The organism is Sphingomonas sp. YR710, from assembly GCF_900101455.1.
Classification (GTDB): Bacteria; Pseudomonadota; Alphaproteobacteria; order Sphingomonadales; family Sphingomonadaceae; genus Rhizorhabdus.
In genome coordinates this window covers 20,036-39,900 of sequence record NZ_FMZJ01000006.1, presented here as the reverse complement: position 1 = coordinate 39,900, position 19,865 = coordinate 20,036, and the positions used below count along the sequence as shown (strand labels likewise).

General features: G+C 63.3%; 13 protein-coding genes. 3 read left to right on the top strand and 10 right to left on the bottom strand.

Annotation, left to right across the window (positions count from 1 at the left end):
- Positions 1-8: 8 nt before the first annotated feature.
- On the bottom strand, positions 9-2,321 hold the full coding sequence (locus tag BLS13_RS08725) for a TonB-dependent receptor (protein WP_176943500.1): 2,313 nt from the start codon (positions 2,319-2,321) through the stop codon (positions 9-11).
- A gap of 168 nt (positions 2,322-2,489) precedes the next feature.
- Positions 2,490-3,833 carry an MFS transporter gene (locus BLS13_RS08720; RefSeq protein ID WP_093451423.1) on the bottom strand — a complete coding sequence of 448 codons (1,344 nt, stop codon included), beginning with the start codon at positions 3,831-3,833 and terminating at the stop codon, positions 2,490-2,492.
- A gap of 267 nt (positions 3,834-4,100) precedes the next feature.
- Between BLS13_RS08720 and BLS13_RS08715 the strand changes: the two genes are divergently transcribed.
- The 3 genes from BLS13_RS08715 (at position 4,101) to BLS13_RS08705 (ending at position 7,847) form a co-directional block, all read left to right on the top strand.
- Entirely contained in the window at positions 4,101-5,288 is a 1,188-nt protein-coding gene (locus tag BLS13_RS08715; protein ID WP_093451422.1) for a M24 family metallopeptidase, read from the top strand.
- A gap of 11 nt (positions 5,289-5,299) precedes the next feature.
- Positions 5,300-6,670 carry an LLM class flavin-dependent oxidoreductase gene (locus BLS13_RS08710; protein WP_256325775.1) on the top strand — a complete coding sequence of 457 codons (1,371 nt, stop codon included), beginning with the start codon at positions 5,300-5,302 and terminating at the stop codon, positions 6,668-6,670.
- An 85-nt stretch (positions 6,671-6,755) separates the two neighbouring features.
- Entirely contained in the window at positions 6,756-7,847 is a 1,092-nt protein-coding gene (locus BLS13_RS08705) for an alpha/beta hydrolase fold domain-containing protein (protein WP_093451419.1), read from the top strand.
- A gap of 370 nt (positions 7,848-8,217) precedes the next feature.
- On the opposite strand, the gene BLS13_RS08700 is transcribed toward BLS13_RS08705, so the two are convergent.
- The 8 genes from BLS13_RS08700 to BLS13_RS08665 form a co-directional block, all read right to left on the bottom strand.
- Positions 8,218-9,159, bottom strand: coding sequence for a 3-methyl-2-oxobutanoate hydroxymethyltransferase (locus BLS13_RS08700; protein ID WP_176943499.1), 942 nt, complete (start codon positions 9,157-9,159; stop codon positions 8,218-8,220).
- Positions 9,140-10,390 carry a type III PLP-dependent enzyme gene (locus tag BLS13_RS08695; protein ID WP_093451418.1) on the bottom strand — a complete coding sequence of 417 codons (1,251 nt, stop codon included), beginning with the start codon at positions 10,388-10,390 and terminating at the stop codon, positions 9,140-9,142. The genes BLS13_RS08700 and BLS13_RS08695 overlap by 20 nt, the downstream gene beginning before the upstream one ends.
- 3 nt (positions 10,391-10,393) lie before the next feature.
- Positions 10,394-12,178 carry an IucA/IucC family protein gene (locus BLS13_RS08690; RefSeq protein WP_176943498.1) on the bottom strand — a complete coding sequence of 595 codons (1,785 nt, stop codon included), beginning with the start codon at positions 12,176-12,178 and terminating at the stop codon, positions 10,394-10,396.
- 2 nt (positions 12,179-12,180) lie between these two features.
- Positions 12,181-13,362: an MFS transporter gene (locus BLS13_RS08685; RefSeq protein WP_093451415.1), complete on the bottom strand. Its 1,182-nt coding sequence runs from the start codon at positions 13,360-13,362 to the stop codon at positions 12,181-12,183.
- The gene (locus tag BLS13_RS08680; RefSeq protein WP_093451413.1) at positions 13,359-15,161 is read right to left on the bottom strand and encodes an IucA/IucC family protein; all 1,803 of its coding nucleotides are present in this window, start codon (positions 15,159-15,161) and stop codon (positions 13,359-13,361) included. Before BLS13_RS08680 ends, BLS13_RS08685 begins: the two co-directional genes overlap by 4 nt.
- Positions 15,158-16,357, bottom strand: a complete 1,200-nt coding sequence (locus tag BLS13_RS08675; RefSeq protein WP_093451411.1) for an ATP-grasp domain-containing protein — start codon at positions 16,355-16,357, stop codon at positions 15,158-15,160. The genes BLS13_RS08680 and BLS13_RS08675 overlap by 4 nt, the downstream gene beginning before the upstream one ends.
- Positions 16,344-18,731 (bottom strand): TonB-dependent siderophore receptor, encoded by a 2,388-nt coding sequence (locus BLS13_RS08670; RefSeq protein ID WP_256325774.1) that lies wholly within the window; start codon positions 18,729-18,731, stop codon positions 16,344-16,346. The genes BLS13_RS08675 and BLS13_RS08670 overlap by 14 nt, the downstream gene beginning before the upstream one ends.
- A gap of 184 nt (positions 18,732-18,915) precedes the next feature.
- Positions 18,916-19,857 carry a FecR family protein gene (locus BLS13_RS08665; protein WP_176943497.1) on the bottom strand — a complete coding sequence of 314 codons (942 nt, stop codon included), beginning with the start codon at positions 19,855-19,857 and terminating at the stop codon, positions 18,916-18,918.
- Positions 19,858-19,865: the final 8 nt, after the last annotated feature.

The following is a 19,865-nucleotide window of genomic DNA, read 5'->3' as shown; positions in this document are numbered from 1 at the left end:
CCCGATCCTCAGAAGTTGATGCTCGAATGTACCCCGATGATCCTTTTCTGCGCGGGCGCGAGCAGAATGGTGTTGCTTGAATTGAACGTATCGGCGCTGCGCCCGATGTTCAGCGGCGTATCGTCGTTGAAGAGATTCTTCACATAGAATTCCAGCGACACCGTATCGGTCCGCGCGCCAATGCGGAGGTTCACAATCTGGGACGACGGGACGTAGGCAATGTTCGCCTCGGTATCATATTGCTTGCCCGTATAAACCCAGTCGAGCCGGGCGATCCCGGTCAGGCGGCTATTGAGTTCAGGATGGAAATCGATCGATGCGGAGCCGGTGAAAGCCGGATAGCGGGGCAGGCGCGTGCCTACGGGCGTGGGATTTCCGGTGATGCTGCGGCAGTCGGCGCAATAGGTACTGCGGATGTCGGTTTCCGCATAAGCGAACGTGCCGTCGAACGACAGCGCGGCTATGGGCGTATAATGGCCCTCCAGCTCGATGCCATAGATATTCACCCGCCCGTTCGGCAGAAAGACCAGCAGCGACGTCAGGGTCGTAGGGGTCGGATGATATTGCAGGGTTTGCTGGATCTGCTTGTTGCGCCATTGGCCATAATAAAGCGCGGAGAGGAGGCGGACCTTGCGATCGAAAAACTCGCCCTTGAAACCGAATTCGCCCATCTTCAGCTTCTCTTCGGGCACCACCAGCGGGATATCGGCCTGCGTCGCCAATTCGGCCTTGGCCGCCGCGCTCAACGAGAAGACGTTCGAGTTGAACTGCGCCGGGCGCGTCCCTTCCGAATAGGATGCGTAAATGTTGGCGTTGCGGGCGAGCTTATATTGCGCGATCAGGCGGGGCGTGAAGCTGTTGGTAGTGCCGCTGATATCAATGCCCCCGGTTGAGAGGACTTGGGAGCGGATCTTGTCCTTCTGGTAACGGCCCTCTGCGCTGAGGCTCAGCGCATCGGTTATGTCGTAGGAGATGGATCCGAACAGGCCATAGGTGTTCGCACTGCCCTTCTGGAAAGGAAGGCCGGTGACAATCGCGCCGCCGGTGCGCGCGGTGTTCGATCCGGTGTGGGAGATCTGCTGGAAATAGTTGCTGCCGACGACGACCTTCAACGGCTTGCTGACATCGGTCGCCAGCCGAAGCTCGGCGCTCTTATTCTCAATATGCCACGGCGTCAGCGTCACCGAATACGTGTTGTTGGTCAGATAGCGATTGGCATTGTCGGCGAGGACGGCATAGCGATTGTCGCCGGTCGATCCGTTTAGACTGACCGTCCATTTATTGCCCATCTCATATTGGGCTGAGATATAGCCGAAATGGGCGCGGCGGCGGAAACCGAAATCGTCAATGAAATCGCTGCCAAGCGTCTGGTTACGCGAGGCGAGTTGATCGGTGATCGCCGATCCGACGGCGGTATTCTGCGAGATGCGGTTCGCGGGCGCCCTGCCGATCGATCCGCACACATAGTTGAGCGCGCCCGCGACGCCGGCGCCCGCGTTGCAATTATAGTCTGCGCTGGTCAGCAGGGAGGTTGCGAATGGCGCATCCTTGTCGCGCCAATAGGTGAAATAGCCGCGCATCGAGAAGTTGGGAGCGGGGGTGAAGCTTACCGTGCCCGATACCGAATTGGTCTGGCGTTCGCCCAGTTCGCCGCCATAGCCGAAATTATCGTACTGGCTACCCGCATGATAATGTCGACCGGAGACGCGTATCGCCAGCAGATCGGGGACGATCGGCCCTTCCAGCGAGATGCCGATTTCGCGATTGGCATAGGTGGCCAGATCAACGCTGCCGCTGACCTTGTAGTCGTTTCCTGGGGCGGTGGTGATGAAGTTGACCGCGCCACCGAAGGTTGACCGGCCAAAATAGGCACTCTGCGGACCTTTCACGACCTCTACCTGGCGGACGTCGGTGAGGCCGGGCAGCGACCCGGCGCCTCCGATCGGGATCCCGTCGATGAATAGGCTCACATTCTGGCGATCGGGATGGTCGCTGCCCGAATAGGTGCCGCGGATCACGAATGTGTTAAAGGTACGTGCGGTGTTGCTGGATCCGCTCGGGTTCCAACGAAAGCCGGGAACGAATTGGTTGAGCCCGGCGAAGTCGACGATGCCGCGCGTCGACAGATCGGCGCTGGTGAGCGCGGTAACGGCAGTGGGCACGTCGACGATCGACTCTGCGCGCTTGCGCGCGGAAACCACGATCTCGCCGCCGTCGGCATCGGTCGATGTCGTGGCGGGTGCAACGGGCACGTTCTGCGCCTGGGCGGCCGAGGTCAGCACCAGAGCGGTGCCGATGAAGAGAAGTCCCCTTGCGGTCATTGTCGTTCTCCGAGAGATATGGGCGTTAGGTTCCCTGCAAACCTGCGATCTTCTTTTCGTGTTCGCGCACCGCCCGCTCATTCTCATGCGATGGCGCCGTTTCGTGTCGCGATGGCTAATGATTGCCGAATGCAGGTTCGCGGCCATTCGGTTTTGGCGATCTATCCGCTACGCAACCAAATGCGCGGGCCTCGTACGCTTGAGCAGCAGCAGCCAAAGGCAGCTTCCGCCGACGAATGTGGCAGGCAGCAGACCGAAGGCGGCCATTACGGCGCGCAGGCCGTCGCCATTGAGAATTCCGCCAGTTTTCGGCGCGACATAGCCGTACCAGGCGAGCAACGCGCCCACGAGCGCGAGGCCCGCGGCGTGGGCGAATTTCTCGGCAAAGGCGAACAGCGATGCGAGCGTACCTTCGCGATGGATACCGGACAGACGGTAATCCTCCTCTATCGCCTCGGGCAGCATGGATTCGCTGACCAGCAATATGCCGCCGGCTCCCATTCCGTTGACAGTCGAGAGTACGAAGAACAGCCCGGCGGGCAGGTGTGCCCCCATCATCGCCCAGGCGATGCTGGCGATCGTATAGGCGCCGGCCGCAACGATGAAGCAGCGCACCCGGCCGATGCGTTTGATCAGCCACAGCCATAGCATTTGCGACAGGACCATACCGGCCGAATAGACTGTCAGGAAAAGGCTCAATGTCGCATCACTCGCACGCATCACATGGTGGACATAATAAGCCGCAGTAGCGGTATGCGCGGTCGATCCGATCAGAAACGTCGCCTTTAGCAGCAGCAAAGTAACGTAAAGCCGGCTGCGAAACAAAGTGGGCAAAGCTGCCCAGAAACGCGAACGCATCTGCGCGGTCAATTGGGTGAAAGGCGCCTTTCGGGTTGATATGAAGGCAATCATCGCTGTACTCATGATCAGCGCCGCAAGTGCGACCGCCATCGCGCCATAGGCGCTGCGGCCGCCGCCGAACGCCATCAGCACCAGCGGCGCCAGCCCGCCTGCGATGAACTGCGCGATCGCAAGCGCGTAAATGCGAAAGGAAATTAGCCCGGCGCGCTCGACCGACGAGGTCGTCATTTCGGCCGGCATCGATAGATAGGAGACGTTGAACGCGGTATATCCCACCGAGGATAGCATCAGCATCACCAGCGCTACGGTGGTCGCGGTCCCAGCCTGGAGACCGACGGGCAAGTTGAACATGCCGAGCATCGCGATCGCGCCGATGCCCGCTCCGATCAGCAGGTAGCGCCGCCGCCGGCCGCCTTCACCCCTCGATCGATCGCTGAACAGGCCCATCAGCGGGTTTATCAGAGCGTCGAAGATTTTGGTCGACGCCAGCAGACCCCCGGCGACCGCCGCGCCGATGCCGACGAAGTCGGTCATGAAGCGCAAGAAGAAGGTGGTCGTCACGAATACAAGGGTGCTGGTGACTATGCTGCCCGATGCCCAGCCGATGCGGACGCTGAGGGGAAGAGGTGGCGATGGTTCGGTGGTCGTCACTTTTAAAGCCCCTTATATGGTTGTCGGAGGCTGACATCGCGGCGGCCCACCGGACATGGCCGCGGGCCGCGTGACCGACAGGCGGATGAATCGTGCGGAAGCGGACGATTCCGTGCGAAATAGTCTTAGTCTCGTCCCATAATTTCCCGTCACCCCAGCGACGGCTGCGGAATCTCCGGAGCCTTTGCGTGCGGAGAGACGGGGGAGGCTCTCAGCCTTCGCTGAGATGATGGGATCAGCGCGATCCGCCACTTCAGGGAGAAACCGATGCTGCTCAACAGGGATCGCGCCGACGCGCTGATGGATCGGGAGGGGGTGTCGGCGATCGTCGCCTCAATCAATACCAATGTCTATTATCTCAGCGGCTGGGCGACCTATGCCGCCTGGCATTTCGGCGACATGGCGCTCGTCGTGTTGCCGCGTGATCATGATCGCGCGCCGGCGATCATCACCACCGAGACCGATTCGGGACAGCCGCAGCAGTTCGACGGGCCGTGGATGCAGATTCTGCGCACGTACCGTCGCAAGGTCGGCATGGGCGTTGCTGGCCGTCCCGTCTCCTTGTCTGTCGAGCAGGAGCAGAAGCCGCTGCCGGCCAACCATGCCGAGGTGGTCGCAGCGTATCTGCTGGAGATCGGCCTGACCGATGCGACGATCGGCTTCGACGATCGCGGTTTAGGATATGACGTTGCCGAAAAGCTCGGGTCGGGCCTTAAGGTCCGCGATGCGCGCGACCTGATGCGCGATATCCGCATGGTCAAGACGCCGGACGAGATACGCTTGATACGCGCCGCCACGCGCAAAACCGAGTTCGGCATGGAAGCGGTGGTTGAGGCGTTGGCGAGCGGGGCCACATGCAACGAGGCCGAGCGCGCCTTCTGGTCGGTTGTGCCGCTTGTCGGGGGTCGACCGGTCTTCCTGCTGATCACACCCTATCGTCCCGGTGTCGGCAAGATCCCCAAGGACTGGAAGCTGGAGCCTGGCGATACGGTCACGCTCGATACGACGGCGGCGGTACGGCATTATACCAGCGATGTCGGGCGTACGGTCGTGATCGGCGAGCCGACGGCGGCGCAGATCGCATCCTATGATGCCGTGCGGCGCGGCTGGAGCGCGGCTCTGTCCGAATTCCGGGCGGGGGCGATGTCCGACGCGGTCGAAAGGGCGGTGGTGGCCTCGATCCAGGCGCACGGCAATATTGCCTTTACCGGAGCCTCGATCCACTCAGTCGGGCTGGAACATACCGATCATCCCCACCCCGGCAATTCGCTGGGGACGTTCGAGATGGTCGACGGATCGGTGCTGAGTTGCGATCTGCCCTGGGTAGATCCGGTTCTGGGCCGCTTCCACCTCGAAAACCTGATCTATCTGAACGGTGGCACGGTCGAATTGCTCGATGCCTCCGGTACCAGTCTCTACTCGTGCGTCGACGGGCGCGCGATCCGTGTCGAATAGGAGCCCGGCAAATGCCATCCCCCCAGCAGATGCACCTGATGCTGTTCCCGATGTTCACCGGCGCGCATGTCGCGGGCTGGCGCCATGAAGGCGCCGATCCGGGGCGCATGCATGACATCGATTTCCACCGTGAGATCGTGCAGATGGCCGAGCAGGCGAAGTTCGATGCAGTCTTCTATTCGGATGCGCAGGGCTTCCGCACGATCGTTGGCCGAGATGTCCATAGTCGCAACGACGTGGCGCGAATGGACCCCCTGATCCTGCTCTCGGCGCTCGCTATGGTGTCGCGCCGCATCGGTCTGATTGCCACGCTTTCCACGAGCTATAACGAGCCGTATTCAGCGGCGCGACGGCTGGCGAGCCTCGATCATGTCAGCCATGGGCGCGCCGGCTGGAACGTCGTTACCTCGACCACGAAGAATGAGGCGCGCAATTTCGGGCGCGAGGCTCATTTCGGCCACGCGGAACGCTATGCACGTGCTGAGGAATTCGTGGATGTGGCGAAGGGGTTGTGGGACAGCTGGGACGACGATGCCTTCGTCGTCGACAAGGCCGAAGGGCGCTTCTTCGATCCAGGCAAGCTCCACGGTCTCGATCATAAGGGTAAATTTTTCAGCGTCGTCGGGCCGCTGACCACCGCACGATCGCCGCAGGGCCATCCCGTGATCGTGCAGGCGGGCGCGTCCGAGGCCGGGCAGGCGCTTGCGGCGCGTACGGCCGATGTGGTTTTTACGTCGAACCCCAATCTCGAAAGCGCTCAGGCCTTCTACAAGGCGTTCAAGGCGAAGGTCGTTGCCGCGGGGCGCGCCCCGGCCGATTGCAAGATCCTCCCCTCGATCCAGCCGATCATCGCCGCTACCGACGACGAGGCGCGCGCGATCGCCGACAATCTCGTGTCGCTGATTCACCCCGATGTCGCGATCAGCATGCTCGAACTGGCACTGGGTGGAGAGATCGATCTGCGTGCGTTCGATCCCAATGGCCCATTGCCGCCGATTCCGTCGACCGAAGGATCGAAGTCAACCCAGGCCAAGGTGATCGCGATGGGCGATGGGCTGTCGATCATGCAGCTTGCCCGCCGCATTGCCGCTGCGCGGACGAGTTCCGCGCTCGTCGGTTCGCCCGAGCGCGTGGCGGACGAGCTTGAGGCTTGGTTCCGCGCGGGCGCAGCGGACGGCTTCGTCATCGCGGCGCCCTATCTGCCGGGTAGCCTCAAGGCATTTTGCGACGGCGTCGTCCCGATCCTTCAGCAGCGCGGCTTGTTCCGCACCGATTATGCCGGTGTCACTCTGCGCGATCATCTGGGCCTCGATCGGCCGGAAAATGCGCGTACGGGCAGACCCGATCGTCATGCGGAGCCCGAGATCTGGCAGCCCGATTGATCATCAGTCGGACAGAGGGCAGTCGCGCCTTGTCGCTGCGGCGGCCGCGCCTTTTCTGTGGTGGTCTTGATGAGGGGAGTTGTTCATGCGCGGCACGATCGGAATTCGGCGGATCATAGCCTTGGTGACGCTGTCGCTTGCGATTGCGCCACTCGCCGCGCAGCCGGCGTTGAAGCTCGATCCTGATGGCACGATCCATGCCGACGGGCTTGCGATACCTCCGTCGAGCATGCTGAGCCCGGACGCCCGCGCGCAATTTGTCGCACGGCTGCACCAGGGGCCGCCGCCCGCGGCCGCCGATGATGGCATTGTCAGCGCGCGGGCGACATCGGACCGCCAGCAGAAGGCGATCCTCGCCGAATGGCTGGCACTCCATCCGTCGCGGATCGAACCGGTGACGATGAACGGGGTGCACACCGACGTCGTGACCCCCGACAGCGGCATCGCGCCGGAAAATGCGAAGCGCGTGCTGATCAACCTGCACGGTGGTGGCTTTTACGCCGGTGCGCGCTTCGGCGGTCAGGCGGAATCGGTGCCGCTGGCGGCGCGTGGCCGGATCAAGGTGGTAGCGGTAGATTATCGGCTAGCGCCCGAGGCCTTGTTTCCCGCCGCCAGCGAGGATGTCGCGCAAGTCTATCGCAAGCTGCTGGAAACCTACAGGCCCGAGAATATCGGCATTTTTGGTTGTTCGGCGGGCGGCACCCTCGTCGCGCAGGCGGTGGCCTGGTTCCAGAAGCACAATCTGCCGCGCCCTGGTGCGATCGGCATTTTCTGTTCAGGTGCCATGCCGACCTTCTGGTATGGCGGCGATTCCGCGGCGATCGGCCCGACCGTTAACGCTATCCCGCCGCAGACCGATCCCTCCAAGGCCAAGTCGAGCGCCCCGCGCTTCTATCTGGCGGGTATGGATCAGAAGGACCCGCTGATCACACCAGCACTGTTCCCCGAGGTGCTAGCCCACTTCCCCCCGACGCTGATCGTCACCGGCACGCGCGATATCGCCATGAGCAATGCGCTGGTCACCAACGTTCGCCTGCTCCAAGCCGGGGCCGAGACCCAATTGCTCGTGATTGAGGGGCTAGGCCATGGTCAGTTCAATGCCTTTGCCGGCAGCCCGGAGGCGAACGACACCTATGATATCATCTGGCGCTTCTTCGATCGCCACTTAGGACGCTGATCGCTGTTCCCGTTTGGCGACAGCCTGAGCTATACGGCATTCGACTATTCCAGTCTGTCTCTCAAGGTGGGAAGGCTCTGGCAGCCAGCTTCCGCGTCACGAACAGCGGCAAGCGCGCCGGCGCGGCCGAACCCCAACTCTATCTGGTTTCCGCAGCAGGCCAGCCGTTGGAGAGACTAATCAGTGCGGATCCATTCTCATCCTGGCATCCGGGGCCGCCGATGGTGCGGCGATCCCCCCGCTCAACGACCTTCTGCGCTGACAGTGAGTTGCTTCAACGACGTGCGGACACGTCGCAGCAGGTAAACCACTAGCAATCCGATCCGAATTTTGAGCACCTTGATGTCGGGAGCCAGGCAGGCGTGATCCTTTATGACTCGCCCCACGGGTCGGAGGCTGCGAGCGCGCAGAGATCCTCTGCCGTCAGCGTGGTCGGCGGCGACAGCGGAAATTCGCCCGCCGCTGTCAGCTTCAACAATTCGGCGATGCGCAAGCTGACGATCTCGGCGGAATAGGCCGAGGGGAAGGCGTCGGTTGTTGCCTGCGCGGTGGGTGGAAAATAGCGGGCCGGAAAGCCGGGCCGGAACACTGCGTCCCAGATGTTGAGCGATTGCCCCCCTGTCTCCGATTTACCGCTGAAGATCGCGTAGCTTGGCAGGGCCTCCGGGCGATCGACGAGCGCCCGATGAACGAATTCGTCGACCTTCTCAAGCACGATGCTTTCGGCGCCGCTGTCGCGGACCCGCCGCGCGGTGGCGAACAGAGCATAAGCACCATCGAGCGAACCGCCGATCCGACCGCTCTCGGCGCCCTGCGGCGTATAGCCGAGATGGGCCATCACCCGAAACCCTTCATGTGCCAGCCGATCGATGATGCCGATGACTGCCGGTGAATGGACCTCGAGCTTGATCACGTCCGCCCCGGCCGCGCGCATCCTGTCGGCGCTGCGCAACGCGGTCTCGGCGGTCGCGGCCGATCCGTCGGGCATGTCGCCGACGATATAGGGCCGATCGCTCGGGAAAAGCCGTTTTGCGCGATGGGCGACATCCCGCACCAGCGCCGTCATGATCTCCAGGAACAATCCCTGTTCGCCCTCGCCGAGCTTCGTGCTCGATCGGCCCAGATGGGTCATCAGGTAGGAGTCCGAAACCATCAGGCAATCGATCCGCACACCGATCGGAAGGAGCGGATTGTCGCCGATCGCTTGTGCGACGGCATCGACCTCATAATCGCGGTAGAGGTTGAGCTTGATCGGCCGACGGGAGTCGGCGACTGGGCCGAAAGGGTTCATGTCAAAATATGGCATCGACATCGGCAGTCTCCTTCTCGATCGGCAACGATGCTTCGACGAAGCACATGGCGGGCGGCGGGTGCCGCAGGAAATCATGATGAGAAATCGTCCAGGCATAGGCGCCGGCGAGCAGGAAGAGGACGGTGTCGCCAACCCTGAGCTCCTCGACCGGCACGTCCTGCGCCAGCCTGTCGGTGGGCGTGCAGAGCTGCCCCACGACATTCACCCGCGTGCCGAAGATCGCGGGGCGATCGTCCGGGGCCGGCGGGCGATCGCGTGGCAGGATGATCAGCGGATGGCTGTGGCGCTGCGCCGACGGCGTGCGAAAATGGTGGCTGCCGCCGCGACAAATCGCGAACCATTGGCCGTGGCTCGATTTCAGATCGACGACTTCGGCCGCATAATAGCCGCTCGCACAGGTCAGATAGCGTCCGAACTCGAACCGCAAGGCAAGATGCTGCGCCCGCTTGCGCTCGATCAGCGCTGACAGTCCGGCGGTGAAGGCTGGCCAGTCGATCTGATCGTCGGGATCGCGATAGTTGATTCCTATCCCGCCCCCCATGTTGAGATGACGGATCCGGCGCCCGTACATCGCGTTCCACGCCGCGATACGGTCGAGATAGATTTCGATGAGCGCGAGGTGCGCTTTCATGTCGAGCTGATGCGAGAGCGAATGGATATGGAAGCCTTGCAGGTCCAACGCCGGTTGGCCGTCGATGAAGGCGATGCACGCAGCCAACTCGGCTTCTTCGATGCCGAATGGCGATGCACCGGCCATCATCAGCCGCGTTGCCGCAGCGCTGCCGAGGCCGAGGTTTACGCGCAGCGCAATCGGAGCGGTTCGCCCCATGTCGCCGGCGATCCGGGCCAGTCTGGCCAATTCGCCGAGGCTTTCGACATGGATCAGCTCGATCCCGAGCGCGAGCGCCTGGCGAATCTCGTCGTCGAGCTTGCCCGGACCACTGAAAATCATGGGCTTGCCCGGTGCATGCTCGTTCAGCCAGGCGAGTTCACCGCCCGAAGATGCCTCGAACCCGTCGACAATGGGGGCCAGCGCGCCGAGGATTGGCACCTCGGCATTGGCCTTGATCGCGTAGAACATCTCGCAATTGGCGGGCAGCGCGGCCCTGGTGGCGCGGACATGCTCGGTCAGCGCGCCCAGATCGTAGAGATAGGCACAGATTGGTCCGGTGGAACGGGCCCGTTCGTTCCGAATTGCCGCGAGCAAGCCCGGGGAGGGAAGGATGCGCACCGGTCAGGCCCCCATCGGATTAACCAGGTCGACATAGCCGGATTCGCGATCGGCACGCCGCTGGAAGCGCGTGGTGAGCATCGTCTTGGCCGGAAATGGCGCGCCGCGCAGCAGCGGAATCAATCGATCCTGCGACTCTTGCGTGCCGTAATCGCGCTGGAACGCCGCGATCGCGCTTGCGACCTCGTCCCATAGCAAGGCGACCAGCGTCCGATCGCCCTGCGACAGCTGATGGATCGCTTCGCAGAAATTATTGACGAACAGGCAATAGGCAATGCGGCACCAGCCCTGGTCGGCCGTATAGCTAAGCGCCTCGCGGGCCCTTGCGCCAAGGTCGTTGAACGCCGGAACCGCCGCAAGGCCAGTGATCTTCACGCCCTCGAAATCACGCAGATAAACGTGGCTGGGTCGGCGCAGGCGCAGCCCGACCACGACATTCTGGAGATGAGGTTCGAAGATAACGCCCTGGTGGAAATAGCCGTATAGCACCGGGGGCAGCAGAAGCCGCACATAGCTTCCGAACCAGTCCGCAATGTCGGTCGCCGGGGTCGCGCCCCTTATGATCCGGATTCCGCTATTCTCGTTGCCGATGCCCGGCGAAAACAGCGCGCCGGCCACTATCGGCGTCACATCGGCCGGCGTGAACGGCACCAGCGACTGGCGCAGGATCAGCCCGAGACCTTCGATCAATGTGCGGCGATCCTGCGCGGACCATGAAGCAGGCGCCTCGGCCGAAAGGCTCGCCGGCTCCTCGAGGATGATGCAGTCGGGAAAGGCCAGTGCGAATTCCGCCTTTCGCTCGCGGATCAGGCACGTCGCGGCGACAGCGCCTTCCAGCTCATATTCGGCATTCTTGCGGACGCAGTTCGTCATCCGAATATCGAGCGACAATTTGAGGAAGAAGGGATCGCCGGGGTCGAACAGCGTCCGGACCGATGATGTCGCGTGATAGGCTTTGGGGATGACGCCGAGATCGCGCAGCCAGCCCGATCGGATCGCCCGCGCCATGGCCGACGTGCGGCGCAGCTTTTGCGCCTGAATCGGATGGACGGGGAGCGAGACCCATTCGTCGTCGATCAGTCCGGGCGGCAGGCAGCGCGCGATCCGCTCGACTGCGGTCGTGGTGTCGGCGGCCCGCGTCCAGAGCCGGTCGCGGCGGACGGCGACATAATTCAGGTCGAAGGGGCAACCGGTTTCGGGCGAATAGCGTGCCATCAGTCCGATCTCGATGCCCTGGCGGCTCTTGGGTGTTGGATGCAAGGCATGGCCGAAGATCAGGCCACCTTCGGAGCGAAGATAGTCGGCCATGCCACGGGTGCCATCGATCGCCACCGGATGAGCGAGGCGATGGGCGACGAGACGCGTCGTGATCGCGACGCTGTTGGCCGTCTGGTCCAGGATCTCCTCATTTGCGGGAGCGTCGAGCAGCCGCGCCGTCGTCGCGTAGATCATCCGGGCAAGCTGCCGCCAATCGATCGCCTCGAAGCGGCGGCCATGCCGACGATAGGGGCTCGTGCAAAAAAGATAATCCTGCGTCGCGGAAGCCGCCTGCACCCCGATCAGGATCGTGTCCCGGGCCTCGGTCATGACGATCTGGAGGATTTCCGGCGCCCGTCGCAAGGGCGCGGGAAAGGGGCCGTGCGGTTGCGGGGGCAGCATGGCGACCAATGATTGCCGGACCCCGATCTCGCGGCAGAAGGATCGCAACAATGCCGATATCGCCGCGCGCTCGGCAATGAGGTGCGCATGGGAATCAAGCGAGGGAAAGGGCGGCTTCTCGTACAACATGCTTATCTCGTCATGATCGAGGGGGCGGAAAGGACGGGCCGCCGCGCGGTCAGCGCGAGCGCGGCGGTAAGGGCTGCGCATCCGGCCGACGCCGCCAACAGGCTGGTCATGCCCGCCTGCAAGATGATCTGCCCTGCCGCGACGCTCGCGGCGATGGTCGCGAGCTTGGCGCCGCTGTCGAACCATCCGAACGTGCTGCCGGCGCTGTGATCGTCGATCACGTTCGCGATCAATGCGTTGAGCGCGACGTAGCTCAGGGTCATGCCGATGCCCATGGCAAGCCGGGCGACGGCGAAGACGACGAGCGATGGGGCGAACGCTTGCGCCAGCAGGGTGACCGCGAGCGTCAGGCAGCCCAAAGCCAGCCATGGCGCCGGATCGCGAGCGCGGATGCGCTTGCCCAAGGGCAGGCAGAGCAGCAGATAGATGATGTGCGGAAGACCGAAAATCCAGCCGGCGGTACTCGCGCCGATCCCGAATGTCGTCATGCTGTAGGGCAGCAGGAACGGGAAACTCGCGATCAGCGCCAGGGTGAAGCCGGTCTGTCCGGCCATGATGATCCCGCGCGGGAGATGGTGACCGGGGCTTGGCATCGGCCGGCTCGCCATCGGTGCGCCACGTTGCGGGCCGGTTCGGGCCGGCAACGGTAACAGCAACAGCGTTGCCGCCAGCGGAAGCAGTGCGAGCACCAGATAGACGCGCTGTGGTGCGAAATGCCGATCGACCAGGAAGCCCACCGCGACCGGAGCGACGATCAGCGACAACCGCGCCGTCCCCTGGGTGAGGTTCAGGCTCCGGGCCAGCGCCTCGCGCGGCAGGGCCTCGGCAAGATAGGCGTTGCTTGCGGAGAATGTTCCGCCGAGGAGTCCCTGGAGGCACAAGGCGGCCACGAACAGGGGGAGTGACTCGGCCCAGCCAGCCACCAGGAAGCTGGCCGCCAGGCCGATCTGCGCCCGCATCAGCAGCCATTTCCGGCCCCAGCGGTCGGCGAGCCTGCCCCAGAAAGGCGCCGAAATGGCGAGGCAGGCCGTTGGCGCGATGTACAGCCAGCCGGTGAGGCGCGCATCGGCGCTCGGTGCGATATCCATGAGGATCAGCGCCAGGAAAGGTGGCATCCCGACGGCTCCGAACGCTCCGGCGAAATGGCACGCGAGCACCGTGGCTGTGATTCGACGCTGGTTCATGGCCGCGCCGGGGCGGTAAGAAAATTGGGGGCGCTACGCCCGTAGAATTTGTTGACGTCCACGGCGCCCGTCGCCGTACGCGTCTCGAGGCTTGCCGCGCGCAACAGATATTTGATCGGAAAATGGGGGGACTCCAGCAGAGCGGTACGCAACGCAGCGATCGCAATTCCCTCACCGGCGAGAATGTCGAGATGCCGCTCGACCGCCGCGCGCAGCATGTGGCGATAGTGCGGGAGTTTGCCGGCATTCCTGCCGAGCCCCTCGACCACGAAGCCGATGTTGAGCTGGATCGTGATCGTGATCAGCATCTGCGCGACCGCATCGGCATCGGCTGCTGCGATACGCTCGTCCTGAAGCCGGCCGATCCAGTGCGCCACCCGGGGGCAGGCGTCACGCAACGCCGGGCCATCGATGCGCGGGCCGTCATTGTCCTTGAGCAGCAGTCGCAGCCCGGCGCGCCGATCGAACAGCAGGATCGAATTCTGCTGGTTCGCTTCGAGCGCGATCCCGTAGCGTGCGGCGAGCCGCAGATGGATCCCGAGCAGCAAATCGAAAAACGCGGCGAGAAATACCTCGGTGTCGCCCTCATAATAACGATCGACCAGATGGACGGCATAAGGGCGCCTGTCGCCCATCGGAGCCATCAGCGCGGCAACTGGCACCGGTTCCGCACCGTCCAGATCCGCCGGATAGCGCCGGACGATATAGGACAGGAAGCGATGGTTCGAATGGCATGCGCCACCGCTTTCGTCGGTCAGCAGCAGGCGGCCATCGATTGCGGGGTCCGCTGCGACGAGATCGCTCAGCAGCGACTGGACGATGTGGCCATCGTTGATCGTGCTTGGCTTGATCGCGCGCAGGTTGAGACGGCCGAGCGTGCTGATCGCCAGCGGCAGCTTGAGGTGCAGCCCGGGCTCATCGACCACGGCCACCGCCCGCACAGACAGTGTCGGAACGACATCGAGATAATCGGCAGGAGCGACATGCGCCGTGGCCGTCAGGCCTGCCTCGCCGAGGACATGTTCGATCCGTTCACCGCGCATGAAGGGGTGGAATGGCAGCAATGCGTGCGTGCTGGCCAGGGTCGGGTCGAGCCCGACATCCTTAAAGGACGGCCAGACTGCAGGCCTGCGCCCCTGAGCCGCCAATCCTTCGACGGGAAGAGCGAACCATGCCAGGCGGAAGCCCTTTCGATATTCGGGGCCATAAGCGATCAGGTCGTGCGCATCGAAACCGAGCTTGGCACGCGCCGTGGGATAGAAGGGATGGTCGGCGAACGATGCCAGCCGGTCGTTGTCGAGCATTGCGCGGTGCCACTGCGGATGATCGGCAATGCGCGCATCGGCGGGCGACGCACGGCCATGGGCGTCCGCGCATAAGGCGCCATGCTCGATCGCCGCCTGGCATTCGGCGAGATAGGCGGTGATATTGGCGCAATCCTCAGCCCCCAGGCCCGCCCCGAGAATCTCGAGCAATTCGGTGACGCTGTCGACCGGTCGCATCGTTTGCCTGGCGATCCGCACGAGCGGGAGCGCCGCTATGCGCCAGCCATGCATGAAGCCGTCCCGCTCGACAGGCAGATAGAGCTTGCTCTCGTCCGGCGCGTTCCATCGTATATAATGCGTCGCATTTGCAATAATGCTTCCAAAAAAAGGCACGTCGGCGACCTCCAGCAACTCACCGTCGCGCGCCAGTCCACGATAGTCTTCGCGCAGCAGGCCATCGGCAACCCGCTTCAGGATATAGCGCGCCTGATCGCGGACCGAAGTTCGGCGTTCGACGCGCGTAACGATATTCATCGAAAATCCTCCTTTTGATTCTGTCGCGCGAAAGTGGCGATCGCTGCTTCGATCGCGGACCTCTCGGGCGCCAGGAATGACAAGCGCCCGCGATAATCACGGTTGGACAGGACGGGGCTCTCCCGGCCGTTTTGCGCCAGGCGTTCGAGCCGGACGCGGCAGCCCGGCATCTCCCGCGTCGGCGGCAGATGCGCGGCGGGTTCATCGAACAGGTAGCGGATTGCAGCATGTTGCCCTTGCACGGGCATGGCGGGCAGCGGCTGGCCAAGATGGAGATGAAGTACCGCGGAAAAATAATCGAAGCCAAGCGCATCGGCCATCAGGAAGTCGGCTCCGTCACCGATCGAGCGATAATTGACCTCGATCAGGCGAGCCCGGCCGTCAGCGCCCAGCACATATTCGGTGTGGCAGGCCCCGAAGCCGACGCCGAGGCTTCGAAGCTGGCCGACGAGCGATGCCCGGACGGGTTCTGGAGGTTCGGGAGTCCAGCGCATATCGTCGATGACGAAGCTCGGCGGTGGGGTCAGGCCGCAGCGATAGCCGCCCAGAACCAGGAGGTCGCGCCCGTCGCCCAGCGTCTCGAGACTGAAAAGCGTCCCTTCGAGAAACTCCTCCACCAGCATTGGCGCGCCCGGCCGATCGCGCCAGACATATTCGCAGAATGTACGCAGCGCCCTGCTCTCCTCGACCAGCGCGACATGTTCGCTGGCAACGCCTTGGCGCGGCTTGACGACGCAGGGATATGGCGGCGCGAGACGATCGAGATCTCCGACGCAATGGACGGTCTCGGCCCAGACATGGTCGAGCCCCGCTGCGGCGATGGCGGTACGCATCACCGCCTTGTTCTTCACGCGATGCGCTCCGCGCCAGTCCTTGGCCGGCAGATCGAACCAGCTGGCGGCGAGTGCGGTCGCCACCTGGAGGTGATCGCTGTTGCTGAAGATGGCCGCGGGCCGTTCGCCGAGCTGCAGGATCGTGTCGATGATCGCGGTCGGAGCGAACACATCGCATTCGAACATGCGGATCGTGGAATCGATCGGTGCGATCGCCGCCAATGACGCCGCCTGTAGCGCCAGCCGGTCGGTGAGGATCACGGTGCGCAGGCCAAGCCGCAGCGCCGCCGGCAGGAAGCCTCGATCGACCGAGGCCGTCGGCGTGTGCGCGACGATGACGAGGAGCGGCTCAGTTGATCGCATAGCGTGCGGTCAGCACCGCCGAGCGCGGTGCGCCTGGCATGTTGAGATTGGGGCTCGTGCCATGACCGGAGACGATATAGTCGCGATCGAAGATGTTGCTCACGTTGAGCTGCAATTGCAGCTTTCCGAACCGCACCCAGGCGGTGGCATCGGCCGTCACATAGTGCGGCAATATGACCGTATTGCCCGGGTTCGCCCAGCGATTGCCGACATAATTGGCGCCGCCGCCGATCCCGATCCGGTCGTGGAAGCTGCGGACCACCCACAGGCTGGCGCTGTTCCGAGGTGTCAGGGTGGCGCGCTTGCCCTGAATCGGCCGGCCGCTGTCGAAGGCCGGGGAGCTGATCACCTTCGCGTCCAGATAGGCATAGCTGACGATCGCGCGCCAGCCGTCGGCAAGGCTCGCCTGCCCGCTGAACTCGATCCCCCGCGTGCGCTGGACGCCGATTGGTACGATCGTCAGGGTCAAGGGATCGGTGGCCTTGATGCCGGAGCGCTTGAGGTTGAAGGCCGAGACGGTCGCCGAGATGCGGCCGTCAAACAATTCATATTTGGCGCCGATCTCGCGGTTGATCGTCTTTTCGGGGCTGATATCGGCATTGGCCGCCGACAGTGCGAAGGCTTCGCCCGACGGCTGAAACGAGCGATTCCAGGAAATATAATAGGATTGGCTGCGAGTTGGTTGCCAGACCATGCCGATGCGCGGGCTGAAGACCTTATCTGTGCGGCCGAGCGCCCTCTGTCCGGCGATACGGGGATGGCTTTCCTGACGGAACCGATCGTAGCGCAGGCCCGCGAGCGCTTTCCAATGGCTGCCGAGCGAGATGAGATCCTGCGCATAAAGGCCGATCGTCGTGAAGCTCGCCCGCGTATCGGTGGCGGGTGCCGCGCTTATCGCCAGCGGCAATATGGGCAGTTCTGGATTGAACAGGTCCACCGTCGCGACATTGGCCCGGTTGACGCGCCGCTCATTCTTGATCTGGCGGCCGCTTTCGAAGCCGATCAGCAGCTGATGTCGAAGAGGGCCGGTCGGCAGGATGTTGGTAAGTTCGAGCTGATTGAACCAGCCATGCTCGGCCCGGTCCGTGCTCTGTCGATTGAGCGTGACCGTTCGCGCGGTTTCGTTGACGATGTTGGGGATCGTATTCTGCCGGTCGAGCGTGAAGTCGTAATAGCGCAGCGCGTCATGAAGACGGAAGCCGCTCCCGAAATCATGATCGATCGTAGCGGTCGTCGACCAGACCTCGGACTGGCTGAAATCGACATCGCGCGCGTTGGCGGCCCCATAATAAGTCGAAGGCGCGACATCGACCGGCCGGCCCTGGAACGCCGGGATGCCATGATCGGTCACCCGTCGGTCGCGCAGATAGTCCGCCTGCAACAGGATCGTCGTGCGCTCGTCCGGCGTGAAGGCGAGCGAGGGCGCTATTGCCTCGCGTCGCAGGAATTGCTTGTCGCGATAGCTGTCGGATCGCTCTATCGCGCCGGTCAGGCGGGCGGCGATGTTGGCGTCCGTAAACATATGGCCGAGATCGACCTCGCCACGACGATCGTTCCAGCTGCCGTAACTCGCGACGATCTCGCCGCCTTCGGTGCCTGGCTTCTTGGTGACGCGGTTGATCAGGCCGCCGGAAGATCCGCGGCCATAAAGGACCGAAGCAGGCCCCTTGATCACCTCAATCCGATCGACATTGGAGAGATCGCGAAAATAAAGAGCGTCGTCGCGCAGGCCGTCGACGAACAGGTCGGACTGGGCGGTGAAGCCGCGGATCGTTGCCTGATCCCGCTGGCCGTCCCCCGTGGCGAGACCGATACCGGCGATATTCTTGAGGACGTCCTGAACCGAAAGCGCGCGCTGATCGCGGATCACCTGATCGGAAATAACATTGACCGTCTGGGGAATGTCGCGCAGTGGCGCGTCGATCTTGAGTGCGCTGGTCGTCGGCGTGCGATAGTCGATTTCGGCGGCGGTCACGGTTATATCGCCAGGCGTGGCCGGGGCTGCCCCGCCGGCGTCGCCCGAGCTATCCGTGTTGGCGGCGGCCACCCGGACGGGCGACAAGCGCATCTTGTGCGCCTGGCGCGCATGCGTCAGCATGATCATGTCGGGTCCGATATGGCTGTAGCTCAGCCCCGAACCCTCAAGCAGCATGCCAAGCGCCGTGTCGCGGTCGATCCTGCCCGAGATCGCCGGACCGATACGGCCTTCCAGCAACGCGGCCTCGGCGGTGATCTGCAGGCCCGATTGCTCTCCGAATGCAAGGATCGATCTTGACAGGGGCTGCGTCGGTATGGCGAAGGTCCGGCTTTCTTCCCCGGGATTCGCGGCCTGAGCGGCATTGGCCCCAACGCCTCCTGCGGCAGCCAGCGCCATCAATATTGCGCACGACGATGTCAATGATGTCTTACGAACGACCCTTTTAACCAAACCCACGTCAACACCCCCGGAAATCCGCCCACGGCGCCCATTATTGCTAATAATTCGCATTAGCTTTCAATAAGACGAAGTCGGGCGCACGATTTTCACAATGGGTGCGGATTTTCTGACGAAATACCTTTCAACTATCTGTTATATATACGAAATAATCGGTCCAAATCGTCACCCCGCCGTGATGCGCGATAACGATATCGGCGATCGTTTGAAGCGGTCGGTCGAGATGATAGACACCTGTTACCCGCCGGGAGGCGAGCTTTGGGGCATTCAACAGGATGATGCCCTTATGATAGCCGCGAAGTTCGCCGATCAGATCGCCAATAGGGCGGTCGACCGCGTAGATCTTCCCGTCGCGCCACGCCGCAATCCGCGACGGATCGACTGCCGCGCGTCTGGCCGATCCGGCCGCGTCGATGATGAGCCGCTCGCCGATCGAAAGCTCGACGGGCTGCATGCCGTTGCCGCGGTCGACCAGAACCTTGCCGCGCGCCACGTCAACCGAGAGGCCATCGGCCTTATGTTCGACGGCGAATGCGGTGCCGAGGACACGCACCGCGATGTCGCCGGCCGTAACGACGAACGGCCGGTGCATATCATGCGCCACGTCAAAAAAAGCGCGCCCCTCGATCAGCAGGACCGACCTCCGCCCGGCGTCGACCGCGACATTCAGCGACGATTGACTGTCCAGATCCACCCGAGTTCCATCGCCGAGCGACAGGCGCTGGCGCTCGCCCGCGCCCGTGCGATAGGCTTCGGGACGCATGAGCAACGTCGTCGCGAGACCGATGGTTGCGCCTGACATCGCCAGCGTCAGCAGGCTTCGGCGGCTGGGCAGGCGAGAGGTTGGCCTGAGGGGCGGGTTGGAGTGAACCGCACCCGCCAGACCTTCCATCGCCTGCCAGCTATCGTGCGTGCGCGACCAGGCTTGCGCATGGGCATCGCTGGCAGAGATCCACTCCGCGAAACCGACGTGTAGTTCGGTATCGTCGGGATGCTCGTGCAACCGCAGCAGCCAGTCGCGTGCGGCGGTGCGTAACGCTGCTGTTTCGGCATCGTCGATGGTCATCGGTCTGC

Excerpts from the sequence above, each read along its gene's own strand:
- BLS13_RS08685 (WP_093451415.1), bottom strand. The coding sequence starts at position 13,362 with ATGAACCAGCGTCGAATCACAGCCACGGTGCTCGCGTGCCATTTCGCC.
- BLS13_RS08700 (WP_176943499.1), bottom strand. The coding sequence starts at position 9,159 with ATGTCGATGCCATATTTTGACATGAACCCTTTCGGCCCAGTCGCCGAC.
- BLS13_RS08705 (WP_093451419.1), top strand. The coding sequence starts at position 6,756 with ATGCGCGGCACGATCGGAATTCGGCGGATCATAGCCTTGGTGACGCTG.
- BLS13_RS08725 (WP_176943500.1), bottom strand. The coding sequence starts at position 2,321 with ATGACCGCAAGGGGACTTCTCTTCATCGGCACCGCTCTGGTGCTGACC.
- BLS13_RS08675 (WP_093451411.1), bottom strand. The coding sequence starts at position 16,357 with ATGCGATCAACTGAGCCGCTCCTCGTCATCGTCGCGCACACGCCGACG.
- BLS13_RS08670 (WP_256325774.1), bottom strand. The coding sequence starts at position 18,731 with ATGGCGCTGGCTGCCGCAGGAGGCGTTGGGGCCAATGCCGCTCAGGCC.
- BLS13_RS08710 (WP_256325775.1), top strand. The coding sequence starts at position 5,300 with ATGCCATCCCCCCAGCAGATGCACCTGATGCTGTTCCCGATGTTCACC.
- BLS13_RS08690 (WP_176943498.1), bottom strand. The coding sequence starts at position 12,178 with ATGTTGTACGAGAAGCCGCCCTTTCCCTCGCTTGATTCCCATGCGCAC.
- BLS13_RS08665 (WP_176943497.1), bottom strand. The coding sequence starts at position 19,857 with ATGACCATCGACGATGCCGAAACAGCAGCGTTACGCACCGCCGCACGC.
- BLS13_RS08680 (WP_093451413.1), bottom strand. The coding sequence starts at position 15,161 with ATGAATATCGTTACGCGCGTCGAACGCCGAACTTCGGTCCGCGATCAG.
- BLS13_RS08715 (WP_093451422.1), top strand. The coding sequence starts at position 4,101 with ATGCTGCTCAACAGGGATCGCGCCGACGCGCTGATGGATCGGGAGGGG.